Origin of the sequence: Weissella diestrammenae, assembly GCF_014397255.1 — a bacterium.
Lineage (GTDB): Bacteria > Bacillota > Bacilli > Lactobacillales > Lactobacillaceae > Weissella > Weissella diestrammenae.
The window spans coordinates 429,428-445,398 of record NZ_CP060724.1 but is presented as its reverse complement, the minus strand read 5'-3'; the positions used below and the strand labels follow the sequence as shown (position 1 = coordinate 445,398).

11 protein-coding genes and 1 tRNA gene are annotated in these 15,971 nt (G+C 39.4%); 9 read left to right on the top strand and 3 right to left on the bottom strand.

Features of this window, described 5'->3' with window-relative positions; translation table 11 throughout:
* Window positions 1-13 precede the first annotated feature (13 nt).
* The 4 genes from H9L19_RS02260 to H9L19_RS02245 all read left to right on the top strand — a co-directional run bounded on the left by H9L19_RS02260 (window position 14) and on the right by H9L19_RS02245 (window position 3,744).
* Window positions 14-721 carry an FGGY family carbohydrate kinase gene (locus H9L19_RS02260; RefSeq protein ID WP_187529544.1) on the top strand — a complete coding sequence of 236 codons (708 nt, stop codon included), beginning with the start codon at window positions 14-16 and terminating at the stop codon, window positions 719-721.
* Between the two features lie 594 nt (window positions 722-1,315).
* A complete protein-coding gene (locus H9L19_RS02255) occupies window positions 1,316-2,134 on the top strand; it encodes an exodeoxyribonuclease III (RefSeq protein WP_187529543.1) in 819 nt (272 codons plus the stop codon).
* Between the two features lie 230 nt (window positions 2,135-2,364).
* The gene (locus tag H9L19_RS02250; RefSeq protein WP_187529887.1) at window positions 2,365-3,582 is read left to right on the top strand and encodes an OFA family MFS transporter; all 1,218 of its coding nucleotides are present in this window, start codon (window positions 2,365-2,367) and stop codon (window positions 3,580-3,582) included.
* A 90-nt stretch (window positions 3,583-3,672) separates the two neighbouring features.
* Window positions 3,673-3,744 (top strand) — tRNA-Glu (locus H9L19_RS02245).
* A 491-nt stretch (window positions 3,745-4,235) separates the two neighbouring features.
* On the opposite strand, the gene H9L19_RS02240 is transcribed toward H9L19_RS02245, so the two are convergent.
* Genes H9L19_RS02240 through H9L19_RS02230 form a run of 3 tightly spaced genes read right to left on the bottom strand, consistent with a single transcriptional unit; the run spans window position 4,236 to window position 7,668 of the window.
* Complete coding sequence (locus H9L19_RS02240) at window positions 4,236-4,889, bottom strand: hypothetical protein (RefSeq protein WP_187529542.1); 654 nt, start codon at window positions 4,887-4,889, stop codon at window positions 4,236-4,238.
* Entirely contained in the window at window positions 4,879-6,204 is a 1,326-nt protein-coding gene (locus tag H9L19_RS02235) for a pyridoxal-dependent decarboxylase (RefSeq protein ID WP_187529541.1), read from the bottom strand. Before H9L19_RS02235 ends, H9L19_RS02240 begins: the two co-directional genes overlap by 11 nt.
* A 24-nt stretch (window positions 6,205-6,228) precedes the next feature.
* The gene (locus H9L19_RS02230; protein ID WP_187529540.1) at window positions 6,229-7,668 is read right to left on the bottom strand and encodes a GREB1-related protein; all 1,440 of its coding nucleotides are present in this window, start codon (window positions 7,666-7,668) and stop codon (window positions 6,229-6,231) included.
* Window positions 7,669-8,155: 487 nt separating this feature from the next.
* Here H9L19_RS02230 and H9L19_RS02225 point away from each other — a divergent pair, with 487 nt between their 5' ends.
* The 5 genes from H9L19_RS02225 to H9L19_RS02205 all read left to right on the top strand — a co-directional run bounded on the left by H9L19_RS02225 (window position 8,156) and on the right by H9L19_RS02205 (window position 15,943).
* A complete protein-coding gene (locus H9L19_RS02225; RefSeq protein ID WP_187529539.1) occupies window positions 8,156-8,827 on the top strand; it encodes a histidine phosphatase family protein in 672 nt (223 codons plus the stop codon).
* Window positions 8,828-8,831: 4 nt separating this feature from the next.
* Complete coding sequence (hflX, locus tag H9L19_RS02220; RefSeq protein WP_187529538.1) at window positions 8,832-10,115, top strand: GTPase HflX; 1,284 nt, start codon at window positions 8,832-8,834, stop codon at window positions 10,113-10,115.
* Between the two features lie 124 nt (window positions 10,116-10,239).
* Entirely contained in the window at window positions 10,240-11,961 is a 1,722-nt protein-coding gene (locus H9L19_RS02215; RefSeq protein WP_187529537.1) for an ABC transporter ATP-binding protein, read from the top strand.
* Window positions 11,961-13,742, top strand: a complete 1,782-nt coding sequence (locus H9L19_RS02210) for an ABC transporter ATP-binding protein (RefSeq protein ID WP_187529536.1) — start codon at window positions 11,961-11,963, stop codon at window positions 13,740-13,742. The genes H9L19_RS02215 and H9L19_RS02210 overlap by 1 nt, the downstream gene beginning before the upstream one ends.
* A gap of 206 nt (window positions 13,743-13,948) precedes the next feature.
* Window positions 13,949-15,943 (top strand): ABC transporter ATP-binding protein/permease, encoded by a 1,995-nt coding sequence (locus tag H9L19_RS02205; RefSeq protein WP_187529535.1) that lies wholly within the window; start codon window positions 13,949-13,951, stop codon window positions 15,941-15,943.
* Window positions 15,944-15,971 lie beyond the last annotated feature (28 nt).

The following is a 15,971-nucleotide window of genomic DNA, read 5'->3' as shown; positions in this document are numbered from 1 at the left end:
AAGGAATGAAAAAATGAAGTATAAATTCGAGTTGACCATTACAAGCTCGGCTATCAATACAAAAATTATTGATGAGAATGGCAATGCCAAATTACAAGAGCGACGGTTTTCGGATGATACACGGGCTCATTTACAAAGTTTGGACGTGGTTCATGCGGCTAATGTTTTGGAGCAAATGTTACGGGAGCTGATTGAAAGCTTACCGCGCAACTCAGAAATTAGTGATATTAAAATTCATGAATCATTTGATGCTTGGGTCTTTATGGACGAGAATGATAACATCTTATTAAAAGAATACTTGAATGTGACAGAAGCAGATAAGTTACAGGGATATTTAAAAGCATTAAAATTAAATGGCGTAATTGCTCAGTTGGAATCAAAATCAGGTCTAATGATTTCGACTGAAACCCCATTGATTCTTGCCTTATGGTTTAAAAACGAACGGCCGGAATTAGTGCCTGTTTGGCGTCGCATGAGTAGTTTGCATGAGTATTTCTATCGAATTTGGACCGGAAAAAATCAAATTTCGATTCACCTTGCAGCCCGGACGGGTATGTATGATTTAGCAAATAATTGTTGGAATTTACAAGCCCTAGCATTGATTGGTATCACGCCGGATTATTTACCGGAAGTCGTTGCAGCCGATCACCTGGAAAGTTATTTATTGCCTGAAGCTATCGAACGGATTGGTTTGTCAAAACATACCAAAATTTACTGGTAGGGCGTATAATAGATACAGTTACCGGGGATGCGATTAGTCAGGGAGGTAAGGAACCCAGGACTGTTTAATTCATTAAAAGGGTGCAATTCCCTATCGTCCGGTAATCATCGACATTAACTGTCGATGGGATGCCGGTTGGACTTGAAGAACCCAACCGGATGGAAAAGGGAAGCTTAGTCGTCGTGGTGGATCGACTAGGCGGATATGGTGGTATGAGATGGGGACATCTCAATTAAATGGCACACGCTCATTCAGTGAGACGTGCCATTTTTATTTTGTGGTGGTGTGTCATGCGAATGGTTCGCGGATGAACTTTAAATGCGGTCACTGTGGCATGCGCTGATGGGGTTAGTGCAATAGCTTTTGGGATTCAAGTCACAATGGCTTGGCGTGTTAAACTTTGTTTCGCGTGAATGTTAGCGACAGAATACTAGTCTGTTTGATTGAGATGGATGTAAATAACGAATCCTGAGGCTTTGCTTAACATCTTATCGATAAATTAAATGACACAATTGAATTTGTCTGGCCTAGTAATATTATCTCAGCGTGAAATTTGGTATCCTTAGATGAAGGTATTACTTAGGAGGCGAAATAATGCAATTTATTTCATGGAATATTGATAGTATCAACGCTGCTGTGGCACATACATCAGCACGTGGTGAGATGACATGGCAAGTCTTAAATGATATAGCTAAGCAGGCACCAGCTGTGCTAGCCATTCAAGAGACCAAAGCAAAGGTCACGGGACTGACCAAAAAACAAGAAACAGCTTTGACATCGTTGTTTCCGGGCTATCATCGATTTATAAATGTGAGTACCGGTCGACCGGGATATTCTGGCACGATGATGTTATCTCAAGTTGAGCCATTGGCTGTGACCTATCCAACAATTGGCGCACCGGGTGAGATGGATCTAGAGGGCCGGATTATCACCCTTGAATTCGAGGATTTCTATGTTTCGACTGTTTATACACCAAATTCGGGTTCTCAATTGGCACGGTTAACTGATCGACAGGCTTGGGATGACGCATATCGCGCCTATATTCAAACTTTAGATGCGAAGAAACCAGTTATTTTTAGTGGTGACTTTAATGTTGCTCATCAACCAATTGATTTGAAAAATCCAAAAACTAATCATCATTCAGCTGGGTTTACAAATGAAGAACGTGAGAAATTCACATTATTATTAGACGCTGGCTTCATTGATACGTTTAGGACGTTAAACCCTGATGCCACTGATGTGTACACTTGGTGGGCACAATTAAGTAAAACATCGAAAATCAATAATAGCGGTTGGCGGATTGATTATTATTTGGCATCCGAACGACTAAAACCGCAATTGAGACAATTTAAGGTACTTGATACTGGTTTGCGCCAAGATCATGCCCCAATTATGGTTGATTTTGACCTGTAGAGACGGTTTACGGAATTAATGCAGGCTTTGAATGAGTTGCTGGGTGCATAAAATCGCATTTATTCAATTGATTACGAATATTAATTTAAACAAAATTGATTCAATGCGATGAATAACGAACTATTATTTTACTATACAAATAATAGTTCGTTATTTTTATTTACAGATGATATTTTTCGTGTTTTAATGGAAATGTGATAAGTGATTGGGCATGATTGAAAGGATGAATGATGGATAATAAATGGGTTCGAGCAGCATTACCAGCGCTATTAATTCATGGTAGTATTGGAACGGTTTATGCGTGGAGTGTTTTCAAACAAGCGATTGCTGATTATATTGGTCAGAGTGTACCAAGAGTTGAGTGGGCATTTTCACTCGCAATTTTATTCTTGGGTCTATCGGCAGCACTATTGGGTCATTTTGTGGAGCAAGACATTAAGCAATCGGCTCGTTTATCAACCCTGTTCTTTGTGGTTGGTATGATCGGAACAGGGATTAGTATTTATTATCGCTCGTTATTTGGTATCTATCTTTGTTATGGCGTCATTATGGGGATTGGTTTGGGAATTGGATATTTAACCCCGGTTAAAAACTTAATGCTTTGGTTCAAAGATAATAAAGGTTTGGGCACTGGCTTGGCTGTGGCTGGGTTTGGTTTAGCGAAAATGATTTTTTCTCCAGTGATGATGGCACTCCAACATCGGGTTGGTTTATGGCAAATGTTCATTATTTTAGCGGGCATTTTTGCTGTGATGATGCTAATCGGGACGGCTTTGATTCGTAAACCTGCAGATTGGGTAGAAAAGCCATTAAAAAATCGTTTCCAACCGATTGCTTTTTTGAAAAATCCAATTTTCGTTGGCATTTGGTTGATGTTTTACTTGAATATCACGGCTGGGCTAGCGATTATTTCACAGGAAAAAGATATTTTATCTGGTTTAACAACCCCACAAGGCTCGGTTTTGTTGACAGGTGGGGCCATCGCGACAATTGTCAGTATTGATGCATTTTTTAACGCAGCTGGCCGAATTGGTTTTGCGACATTGTCTGATCATTTAAAAGATCGGAATACAGTTTATCGCCTGATTTTCATCATGTCTGTCGTGATGAGTTTAGCAGCATATTGGATGCCGAAAAATAATGGGTTGTTACCTTATTTATTCGTCATAACTTTTTTCTTAATTAATGCTGGTTATGGCGGTGGTTTCTCAGCCTTACCCCCCTTGTTGAGTGACCGATTTGGGATGAACGCCATCTCAAAAATTCATGGGTTGGCTTTAACAGCATGGGCCGCAGCAGGCCTTTCAGGCAATCAACTAGCGAGTTTGATTGTTCATCAAATGCACCTTGGTTACCAAACGGTCTTTCTCGCAATTGCGATTCTATATGGGATTGCATGGATCATTGCGGTGACAATGGTGAAACCACATCAGATGATTATTAAGTAAATGAATTGTTGGCATTTTTTGATTTAAGTTATTGACGTCAACCATATTATGCTGTATATTTAATTATTGTTGTTGAGAATATAACTCAATGGCCCAATGGTCAAGTGGTTAAGACGTCGCGTTCTCAGCGCGGAATCCAGGGTTCGATTCCCTGTTGGGCTATAATTAATATATACTGTAAAAGTCGTTGTATCACGTTTATTGTTGATATGACGGCTTTTATTATGTTTTTTTTGATATGGATGGCTTCTGATTGTTTCGGGCCTTTTTTGAATTTTGGGCTACAAAAAGGCTACAAATTTCTGTATTACTTCATCCAGGTTAACCGTCGTGGATATGAAAACTATCAGCAGATAGGCCGGATAATATTTAGGTTTTAAAGTGTGTGAAGACATTAAAAAATTGGTGCGTGGTTGGATTTCTGACGATTTTGCAGATGTTGGCACCGTTAGTATTTGTTTAAGCATGTCGTGAATCACTGGTCAAAAAATGATGTTTGAGTAAGGTAAAACAAATAGATTGTTAGATCTAATGTAGTACTAAAAAAGTAGGTCACAAAGCTAATGGTAGCTTTGTGACCTGCTGGGGGGATTTAAGATGAAATTAATCTGAATGAGTGCCCAGGTCGGATTGATAAAAGAGGCATCCGTTATTTAGACATCGCGTTTCTCTTTGAAAGCTAAAGTGTTTTTTTCACGTTGTGCATTATAATAAATGGCATATAAAATAGTTCGTAAATCTAAAATGATAATGAGTAATGGTCCGAAAACAGTAAAGACATTCCAAATATTTAAGGCAAAAAGCCCCATGAGACTGGCCACAGCGTCAATTGCAATGATTTGTGGGATCTCATGATTTCCTTTTTTAATCCCGAGAATCGTTGCTATATTAGGTAGAATAGCCAGGGCCGTTAGAAGGGATAATGATATGTCTGCGGCAAATAGGGCGGAAGTCTGAATACCGATCCGTTTTAAAAGAAGTTGACCAAAAAAGGCAAATAACATACCAATGAGAACGATGGTGCCACAAATGTAATCAAGCCGAGTGGGTGAATTTGTTTCTTTACGATAAGCAACAAACACTACAATACTGATACAAAAGCATAGTGCCAATGGCCGGAGTAAGCCAGCAAAATTCTCATGACTCATGGCCATGAGAATTAATTGAGAGGCGGCAGTAACTAGCGAAAAAGTCCAAGCATAGGCGGAAGTTTTGGCTGCACCGGTAATCAGGTTTGGAACGAAAAAAGCAAAAGTAAGAAACGAAAGAATGGTTGCTAGTATACCAGCAGTTGCATTAAGATTCATTAGTTTGAAGGACCCTTTGTTTGAAGTTCAATGTCATGTCTGACTGTGCCTTAGAATCGTTGGCTAAATCATTTGCTAGAGCAAGTAGTTGTGCCTGTGATTGATACGGGAAAATGATAACATGTGCTTTTTTATGACCGGTATCATTTTTAAATTGTGATAATTGATAGTGTGAACAAATTTCAGATGATGGTTCAGCAATGACAAATGTATTTGAGTAGGCATAGCGAATGAATGGAATTTTGCGTTCATTAAGGCGTGCCTCAAAATAACGAATATTGCGTTGGTAATCATTTGGATCGGATAATTTAAGCATTTCCAGGACTTGTTGTTTGGTTGAAAATGGTAATAAATCACGCGAACCGCAACTCGTTGTATCTTTTTGACCGATGTAATCCACGGCATTTTGAGTGGCAGGTTCTTCAACTGACAATAAGACACCTTTTACCTGGGGGAGCCCGATATATTTGTGGAGACTGACAGAAATCGAATGCACACCAAGCGAACGAATGTCATCAATGATTGGCGCCCCAATTTGATTGTTAGGGATACCACCAAAGTGGGCAGCATCAAGATGTAAATAATGTGGAATGTGATGTGCAATGAGAAATTTTTTAACCGCCCAAACATCATCAATTGCACCATATTTTGTGGTGCCCCACGTTAAGACGATATTTGCCGCTAAACCAAGGCGTTCATAATTTTCTTGGATACGTTGCGTTAACAAGTCAACGTTAATCCGTTCGTCATCAGGGCCACAAGTTGGAATGGCTTCACTCATGAAATTGGTACTCGACTTTGTGATGCTATAATGGGCCCCGGTTGAATGATAAAAAATGCTGTCGGGTAGTAATGAACGACCTTGATTAATCGCCCAATCGTTTGATTCTGAGCCGCCACTTGTTAAATATCCCCACCAGTTGTCTGTCAGTCCAAATTTTTCAGCGAATAAGTTGAGAATGTCACGTTCCCATTTTTTGGAATGGAGGCGGGCATTACCTTCATCAAAAATATCACCAATATTATTGAGCAGGGGTAATTCTGCCTCTAATTGCCGGAAGTGATGGTAAAGGGGACTGTTCTGCTTGAAATTACCGGGATAACCCAGATGATGTGTACGAAGCTCATTGACCGTCAAAACAAATTGTTGAGCTGTTGTCAGATCGTCTAGCATTTGTTTTTTTGTTTGCGCATCAATTGTGGCGTCTGTCATGAATTGTTCCTTTTCTAATTGAAATAATTCTTCTGATAAGACGGCAATTTGGGCACGCTTTTTGTTGATGAGTTGACTTGCATTTAGAGTAGTAAATGTCATGATGAATGGCTCTCCGTTGTGTTTTTATGGGATAAAAATGATTGCTTCATGGCCGTGTTTATTACGATATTTGAATAGGGCGCGTTCTTTAAGACGTTCCCATTCACTTTGTGACTGAATCCCTAACTCGTCACGTGAACCGGCTTCATGAGAATAGAAACTTGAGAAATAAAATTCAGAAATGTGGGTCATGAATTTTGGATAGCGTGAGTGATCACGGTATGTTTCATCGAGGTTATACCAAATTGATTGCAAACTACGCCAAAAATCATTTACTAGTTCATCATTGCGGTCTTGCCAACGTAATAAATAGTTTTGATGTTGACCAGCATCTTGACCAAGTAAGATGTCTTGATTGTGTTCAGATGCAGGCGCTGATAATGCTGCTTCAAGTGTTTCAAAGCCTAATGCTTCAATGGGATTAGGCGTAGGTACAAATGACTGATTTAAATTAATTTGATTTAATTCAGTTAAATCGATTTTAAAGTTTGCCGGCATGTTGTGATATGCCCGAATCATTTTGAGATCATAACCGGGGACGATACTGCCATCGAGCATTGGCTTATTGTATAACCATGGGCGACTCAACCAATTCATGGGACCATTGACAAATTCAGTCATTTGTTGGAAGAAACGATCTTCTAGCGATGCACCAATTGTAAAGTTACCAAGGTCCATTCCCTCGGCAGAAAAGGTTAAAAATTTAAGTTGCGAAAAGATGAGACCACGGTCTAAACCGCGTGCGTAATAATCGCAGTCTTCATGACCGACTTCATCGTTTTCATGATAATATATTTTATTATTTGCTGTTTCTAAGACATTCGTGCAGACAGCTTGTGAGCAATAATCTGAAAAAGTTGTCATGCCTTTTTCAACGGTTGAATATTCATAGGGCCATGAAACGGAATGATAGTTTGGGAACGTGCCATTGACAGCATATTTTTGATTGAGATATTGGGTTGCGACTTGCCAAACGGCCAAAATTCGTGCTTGATTGCGACAATCTGAAATTTTTGAATATAAGAAATCATTTTCGGTAACGCCTTTTGTTAATATGTTAAATTCAAACAGGTCATCATCAAACATAAAAATGAAGTCGTGGCCAGCACCGATGGCATAATCTTGTATATATTTACGACTAGCGCCAGCATTAGAAATAGTAGCATCTGGTTGTGATAAGACCGTGACATAGGGTGAATAATTAATTGCATCTTGATAGGCGTCAAGCTGAGAATCACGTGTCAGGATAAAAATGGGCCAATTGAATTCTTTGGTAAAAGTTTTAGCAAGGACATGACCAAAATGTTCATTTGGCGTGCCAATTGAAGGAATGAAGATGGGAAATTTCTTAGTGTGGCTGGCTTCAATCTGTTCATAGGCTTCAAAGTAGAGGTCTTCAGTCCACCATTGCCCGTCACGAGTATTTTCGATTAAATTGAGATTTTTTTTTGTATTTTTTAACATGTTGGTAGAGGCTCCTTAGTAAATGCAATGATGTTAACAAGAAGAGTTTAGCAAATAAATTCCGGTAAAAAAGAATAGTCATTAACTGTTCACAAAAAAGCGATAATTGAAAATGAAATAGTCAAAAATGACGCATAAAAAAATCTATTAATCGTCATACATCCTTCTGGGGTTTGAATCATTTTGTTTGAAATGTGAGAAAAAGAAATGCATGATTGAATGTAATGGGATGAATGTGGTGTAGTATGCCTTATTTCAATCATCATCGCCTCATTTTTGGAGCATATTGTGAAATGAAATCATGACTAAGATCAGTCTGACATTTAAAATGGTGTGTGGGTGATTGCCACCATTTTAAGCATCATATGGTAAATAACAGTTTTATTTACATATATTTAATATAGAAATAGATTTTATATGAATATGACGCAATTGAGTTTTGCCGGCATGATACAATATAGAGAGAAAAAGGTAGGGGGAAGAGAAAATGAGCTTTAATTTATTTGTCGTTCGGCATGGTCAAACAATCTTTAATAAGTACAATCGGATGCAAGGGTGGTCTGATGCACCATTAACTGAAAAAGGTATTGCTGATGGTCAAGCTGCTGGTAATCGGTTGGCAAATGTGAAATTTGATCATGTTTTTTCTTCCGATTTGACTCGCGCTGTCCGGACAGCACGTTTTATTATGAATCGTAATAATGCAACGCCTGATTATGCTGAACCGACTGAATTGGCACAATTCCGAGAAGAGTTTTTTGGTACATTTGAAGGGCTACCAGGTCCTACAGCAGCTCAAGCCGTAGCCGAGTTAAAAGGACTAAAGGATATCTCGGCATATGGTGATCTGATGGCTGAAATGTCTCAAGATGAAGTCATGAATGCCATTCATGCGGCAGACCCAACGCATGATGCTGAAAATGCTGAACAATTTTGGACACGTGTTGAGGCAGGGCTGGATATATTAAAAACAACGGCCAAAGACGGTGAAAATGTCTTATTGGTGGTTCATGGAACATTAATTCGAAACTTAGCTGGAAAATATGCTGGGCCAGAATATACATTACCTAGTATGCATAACGGATCAATTTCAAAATGGGTCGTTGATCAGGACAAAATGACGTTAGAAGTTTTTAATGACATTGAGAAAGTTTGGTGATTAGATGCACGAAAACGAACAAGTAGCACAAGTACCCGTTTTAATTGTTGGGTTGGATCGCAATGATCCGCAGTTTGTCTATCAAATGACGGAATTGGCTAATTTAGCTGAGGCCAATGGCATGCAAGTGGTTGATCAATTGACGCAAAAATTGGAACGACCAGTGGCGTCAACTTATTTTGGTAAAGGTAAAGTTGAAGAGTTAAAAGACGCTGTAGCGTACCATCAAGTTAATATGGTTGTTGCAAATGATGAATTATCACCATCACAAATTCGTAATCTGGAAACAATGACTGGTGCAACGATTATGGATCGGACCGCATTGATTTTGGATATCTTTGCCTCGCGTGCGCAAACCCGTATGGCAAAATTGCAAGTGAATATGGCCCAATTACAATACCAATTACCACGGTTGAGGACGAGTTTAAATATTCGACTAGATCAGCAAACAGGTGGTGGCGGTGGCGGATTCACATCACGTGGGGCTGGTGAAACCAAGTTGGAAACCAATCGTCGGACCATTGAGCATCAGATTGCAATGATTAAAAAAGAAATTGTCGAAATTCAGTCAGATGAGCAAATACGGCGTGCCCACCGGACGAAACAAGCCATTAAGAATGTGGCCTTAGTTGGCTACACGAATGCTGGTAAATCGACTATTATGAACCAATTGGTTCAGCGGTTTGGAGAAAATGAATCGAAAACGGTTTTTCAAGCTGATATGCTTTTTGCGACCTTAGAAACGGCAGTCAGAAAGATTAATCTGCCAGATAATCAGTCATTTTTATTGTCTGATACAGTCGGCTTTGTTTCTAAATTACCGCATAATTTAGTGGCAGCCTTTCGCGCAACTCTAGCCGAAGCGGCAAATGCGGATTTGTTGTTACAAATCGTTGATTATTCTGATGAACATTATCCTGATATGATGGCCACCACGGCTCAGACGTTAAAGGAAATTGGTGTGACTGACATGCCAATGATTACGATTTATAATAAGGCCGACTTGCGACCAGACACAAGCTATCCAGATCGTGATGGGGACACATTGATTGTTTCAGCGCAAGACACAGCTTCAATTGATTTATTAGTTGATGTTGTGAAACAACATGTCTTCGATGATTTGAGTGAAGCAACTGTTTTGATCCCTTTCAATCAGGGAGAGATTGTATCGGATTTGAATGAACAAGCGTCAATCTTAGCGACTGAATATACAGAAAATGGGACACAATTACGGGTGAGTTTAACCCCACTGCAAGTGAAACGCTATGCAGAATTCATTGTGGACTGATTAAAACAAGAAATACGATATTAAACTGACTCAATTTCAGCATGATTATTTATGCAAATTGAGTTGTTTTATATTAATGATAAAGGTAATATTATAATTACTTTATTTATGTAAGGAGAGAAAAATGAAATTGTTGAAGCCCTATTTGGGCAAATATAAAGGCGATATGTTCATTGCAATTATTTCGGTTGCAATCATGGCTGGTTCTTCGTTGTGGCAGCCAAAATTGTTACAAGGGGTTATGCAAGCCATTACAGATGATAAGATGGGACGCGTGAACGAAATCGGGTTACAGCTGATTATTATTGCGGTCATCGGTCTGATTGCTGGTGCAATTAATGCTATTTTTGCGGCCAAGATTGCCCAGAATGTCGCAGCTGATTTACGAGAGAGTACGTATCGTAAAATTCAAAGTTTTTCATTTGCTGATATTGAGAAGTTTTCAGTTGGAAACTTAGTTGTACGAATGACTAATGACGTGCAACAGGTACAAACATTAGTAATGATGGGATTTCAAGCTTTAATTCGGATGCCAATGTTGTTTATTGGGGCGCTCATTTTAGCTTTAATGACTTTGCCAGAATTGTGGTGGGTCATCATTTTAATGGTTATATTGGTATTAGTGATTACAGCGGGTGTTTTCAGTAAAATGGGACCACTCTTTGGTCGGATTCAAGGCTTGATTGAAAAAACGAATAATTTAGCCAAGGAAAATATGCAAGGTGTTCGCGTGGTTAAATCATTTAATCAAGAAGCGAATGAAGAAGCGCGCTTTAACACTGCATCGAGTGAATTGAATCATGTGAATGTCACGATTGGGTATCTTTTCTCAATTATTATGCCGTTATTTACCTTGATTGGCCAATTAGCAATCGCTGTTTCAATTTGGTATGTTGGCCAACATGTTGGCACACATCCAGATATGTTAGCTAGTGTCTCATCATTTATGAATTACCTCATGCAAATCATGATGGCCATCATTATTGGTGGTATGTTGATGACTTTTGCTGCGCGTGGTGCAGTATCAATTAAGCGAATCGGTGAAGTTTTGTCAACGGAACCATCAATGACATATGATGCACAAGCACCTGATCAGGAATTAGAGGGGACGGTTGATTTTAACCATGTCTCATTCAAGTATCCAGGTGATGAGAAAGCTGTACTAAATGATATTTCCTTTAAAGCGAATGCAGGGGAAATGATTGGTATTGTTGGGGCAACCGGTTCTGGAAAGACGACGTTAGCCCAATTAATTGCACGTTTGTTTGATCCAACGACTGGTACGGTCGCTGTTGGTGGTGTGAATTTGAAAAACGTCAATGAAAAATCATTACGGCGGGCTGTGGCGTATGTCTTGCAACGGGCGACACTATTTTCTGGGACAATTGCTGATAATTTACGTCAAGGAAAGGCGGACGCATCAACTGCTGATATGCAACGAGCAGCAAACATTGCCCAAGCAGCGGAATTTGTGGAGCGATATGAAGATACGTTTGAACATCAAGTTGAAGAACGTTCCGCTAATTTCTCAGGGGGACAAAAACAGCGGCTTTCAATTACACGTGGTGTGATTGCGGAACCAAAAGTGTTAATTCTTGACGATTCGACATCTGCACTAGATGCGAAATCAGAAAAACTAGTTAAAGAAGCGCTTGACCATGATTTGCATGGCACGACAACCTTTATTATCGCTGAGAAAATTTCGTCAGTAATTAACGCTGACCGCATTCTTGTTCTCGATAATGGACAACTGGTTGGTGAAGGGACGCATAAAGAATTACTTGAAAATTCTGATGTTTATCGCGAGATTTATGCCACTCAAAAAGCACAGGAGGTAAATGACTAATGGCCGATTTTTGGAATGCAATTAAGTTTTTTGCCCACTATTTTAAACGCTATAAACTAGGGCTCACACTGCTAGCTATTTTTACGATCATCTCAACCTATCTCCAAGTTAAAGCCCCAGTGTTCATGGGGAATGCCATTCAGGAAATGGGAAATTATCTGGTTGTTAAATTGAATCCGATGACTGCTGCTTCAGCAAATCTGGATAAGTTTCATCATGCTTTATTAATGATGGTCATTTTTGTCATTATGATGGCAGCTGGGTTATTCATTATGAGCATCTTGCAGTCATTAGTGTCGGCCTATTCGGTCAATGATATGCGGACAGGTCTTTTTGCAAAAATGCAAAGAATGACAATCCGTTATTTTGATGCCCATCAAGACGGTGAAATTTTAGCCCGCTTTACATCAGACTTGGATAACATCTTTAATGCGATGAACCAAGCTATTTTCCAATTGTTTTCACAGTTGGCATTGATGATTGGAATCATTATTATGATGTTTAAGCAAAGTACTGACTTGGCTTGGGTGACAATTGCATCAACACCCGTTTCGATTCTGATTGCTGGTGTGGTCATTGCCCGTGCGCGTAAATTTGTTAATTTACAACAAGCTGAAGTTGGGCATATGAACGGCTTTATTAATGAGCAGATTAATGGTGAAAAAGTCATTATTACTAATGGGTTACAAGCAGCATCGATTGACCAGTTCTTAGTGCACAATGATAAGGTTCGTCAGGCGACTTTCAAGGGCCAAGTTTGGTCAGGTATTTTGTTTCCTCTGATGATGGGGATGAGTTTAGTTAATACTGCGATTGTGATTTTCTATGGTGGGTCAATGGCATTGAATGGTGACTTGCCACGTGCCACTGCCCTGGGACTTATTGTGATGTTTATGTCGTTTTCACAACAATATTACCAACCAATCACGAATATCACATCAACATATAATATGTTGCAGTTGGCTGTGACTGGTGCCCATCGCTTGAACGGCGTCTTTGAACAAGCAGATGAGGTATCACCTGAAAATGGGCAAAACTTTACTGGTATTAAAGAACAGGTATTATTAGATGATGTTCATTTTGGGTATCATGCGGATAAAGAAATCCTTCATGGTATTACGATTTCGGTGGACAAGGGTCAGATGGTCGCATTGGTTGGACCAACTGGTTCTGGTAAAACAACAGTGATGAATTTACTTAACCGATTCTACGATGTCAACGCAGGTTCAGTAACCTTTGACGGCATTGACGTACGCGATATATCGTTGAAGGCATTACGTGATCATGTTGGGATTGTTTTGCAGGATTCAGTCTTGTTTAGTGGCACGGTACGGTCGAATATCGCTTTTGGTAAACCTGATGCGACCGATGAAGAAATCTATGCTGCTGCACAACAAGCCAACATTCATGACTTTATTATGTCATTGCCTGATGGGTATGACACCAAAATTGATGATGAAAACTCGGTCTTTTCAACGGGGCAGAAGCAATTGATGTCGATCGCTCGAACTATCTTGACGGATCCCGATTTGTTAATTTTGGATGAAGCAACGTCAAATGTCGACACGGTGACAGAGGCGAAAATTCAAAAGGCAATGGATAATGTCATTTCTGGTCGGACAAGCTTTGTGATTGCCCATCGTTTAAAAACAATTCTATCGGCGGATAAAATTGTCGTTTTGAAAGATGGACAAGTGATTGAGCAAGGAACCCATGCTGAACTCTTAGCACAAAAAGGCTTTTATGCAGAATTATATACAAATCAAATGGTCTTTGAATAAATAACATGATTGGTATCCTGCGGTTAGAGGATTTAAGAGTGTGAGATAGTCACACGCTTTCCTTTGGCCGCAAGGGTACCATTTTTATTTCGCATAATTAACATTTTTTTGTAAAATTGTTTTACAAAAGATAGACGAACGGTTAAAATGAATGATTATAAGTTAGTAAAATAAAGTATTTTACATGAGAATAATAGGAGAATAGCATGGCATTCTTAGAGCTACGACAAATAAAAAAATCATATTTTTTAGGTAAGCAAGAATTCCCAGTTTTAAAAGGCATTGATCTTGATTTTGAATTAGGTGAATTTGTTTCGGTTTTAGGTGAATCAGGTGGTGGTAAGTCAACCTTGATGAACATTATTGGCGGGTTAGATCGTAATTTTGATGGTGTCGTAACGATTAATGGCGAGAAACTCGATCATAAAAAAGAACGTAAGTTAGATGAGTATCGTCGAGGTACCATCGGTTATATTTATCAATCGTATAATCTCATTTCACATTTGACGGTCTTAGATAATGTGTTGATTTCACTTGATATGACGACCATGACACATCGTGAACGTGAAGCGCGGGCAAAAGCATTGCTGGCTAAGGTGGGGTTAGCTGATCAGATTAAGAAACATCCTAATCAATTGTCAGGTGGACAAAAACAACGTGTTGCGATTGCGCGTGCTTTAGCACCAGATCCACAAGTAATTATTGCTGATGAGCCCACAGGTGCGCTTGATTCTCAGAATACCAAGGAAGTTTTGGCCATTCTGCAACAAATTGCAGAAGAAGGCAAGCTGGTTATTGCCGTAACGCACTCACAAGAAGTTGCTAATCATGGGACACGGATTGTCCATCTTGCTGATGGTAAGATTGATAATGATGAACGCATCAAAGCGGCTTATCCATTGCAGTCTGAGACATCAGGCATTCACTCAAAGCCAATGTCATTTATGGCAAGCTTTCAAAATGCATGGAAACACTTTGCCCATAATTTCTGGCGGAATTCATTAATTATGTTAGGTACTGCGATTGGCCTATTTGCAGTTTTGCTTTTCTCAGGTCTGGGAAATGGGATTAATGCTTATATTAATAAACAGGTTGGTGATTTAGCTAATCCTAACTATCCAACGGTTTTGCGAAATGTGACACCAAATAAGGAAGCCAAAGGTAAGCAGGGCACGGAACTCATGTCAGCAACGATGCAAACGATGGCAACTGATTATAAAAAAGCTACCATTTCTGAATCGTTATTAAAAGAGATTAAAAAGACAAAATATGTTGCTGCGGTTGAACCTGGTTATCAATTCTCTAATGTTACTTTAGCTTATGGTGATACTAAGGTAACAACCCCACAATACCAGACATGGACGCACGCTTATTCATCATCAATGATTAAAGCGGGACATGCACCAAAAGCTGGAGAAGCAGTTGTTGACAAAAAGACATTTGCGCAAGTGATTGATAAAAAAGATTGGCGTTCAGTTATTGGTAAAGAAATTACAATTTCATTTGTAGCGTTTAATCAGGACAATGTCCCAACACCAGTAACAGAAACTGTTAAAATTTCTGGGGTGGTTGATTCACAAACTGGGGCAATGGTCTCAGCAAATGCTGCAACGATGAAGAAAACTTTGAAATCAGCGGGCGCAAATACAGATTATACATTTGTCTCAGCTAAGGTAGCAGACACAGAACATGTTAAAGCTGCAACGAAGGCTTTGAATGCTGTACAAGTTGATGGCCAACGAGCATTTGTTGCCATTTCAGTTGGATCGATTTTGGATACGATTAACACGATTGTTAGCTTAGCAACGACTGTTTTGGCTGCTATTTCAGGTATCTCATTGGTGGTTTCAGCACTCATGATCATTGTGACGATGTACATGTCAGTTTCTGAACGGACAAAAGAAATCGGTATTTTACGCGCATTAGGAGAATCAAAGCGGGATATTCGACGGCTATTTACATCTGAATCATTAATTATTGGTCTTATCTCAGCTGGTTTGTCATTGATTATGGCGTATGGCTTTGGTTTCTTATTGAATAAGGCTTTGTATGCCATTGCTAAGTTTGACATGATTCAAGTAACCTGGGGGAATGTCGCATTTGCAATTATTATTGCATTATTGATTTCGTTCTTGGCTGCGTTAACACCTGCTCGTCGTGCATCACGTTTGAATCCAATTGATGCTTTAGCGGCTGACTAGAGCTGTACTTGATTTTATTTCAAGCCTA

What these genes read in the sequence shown, in the direction of transcription:
- H9L19_RS02255 (WP_187529543.1), top strand. Translation starts at nt 1,316, where the DNA reads ATGCAATTTATTTCATGGAATATTGATAGTATCAACGCTGCTGTGGCA.
- H9L19_RS02235 (WP_187529541.1), bottom strand. Translation starts at nt 6,204, where the DNA reads ATGACATTTACTACTCTAAATGCAAGTCAACTCATCAACAAAAAGCGT.
- hflX (WP_187529538.1), top strand. Translation starts at nt 8,832, where the DNA reads ATGCACGAAAACGAACAAGTAGCACAAGTACCCGTTTTAATTGTTGGG.
- H9L19_RS02260 (WP_187529544.1), top strand. Translation starts at nt 14, where the DNA reads ATGAAGTATAAATTCGAGTTGACCATTACAAGCTCGGCTATCAATACA.
- H9L19_RS02250 (WP_187529887.1), top strand. Translation starts at nt 2,365, where the DNA reads ATGGATAATAAATGGGTTCGAGCAGCATTACCAGCGCTATTAATTCAT.
- H9L19_RS02210 (WP_187529536.1), top strand. Translation starts at nt 11,961, where the DNA reads ATGGCCGATTTTTGGAATGCAATTAAGTTTTTTGCCCACTATTTTAAA.
- H9L19_RS02230 (WP_187529540.1), bottom strand. Translation starts at nt 7,668, where the DNA reads ATGTTAAAAAATACAAAAAAAAATCTCAATTTAATCGAAAATACTCGT.
- H9L19_RS02205 (WP_187529535.1), top strand. Translation starts at nt 13,949, where the DNA reads ATGGCATTCTTAGAGCTACGACAAATAAAAAAATCATATTTTTTAGGT.
- H9L19_RS02240 (WP_187529542.1), bottom strand. Translation starts at nt 4,889, where the DNA reads ATGAATCTTAATGCAACTGCTGGTATACTAGCAACCATTCTTTCGTTT.
- H9L19_RS02215 (WP_187529537.1), top strand. Translation starts at nt 10,240, where the DNA reads ATGAAATTGTTGAAGCCCTATTTGGGCAAATATAAAGGCGATATGTTC.
- H9L19_RS02225 (WP_187529539.1), top strand. Translation starts at nt 8,156, where the DNA reads ATGAGCTTTAATTTATTTGTCGTTCGGCATGGTCAAACAATCTTTAAT.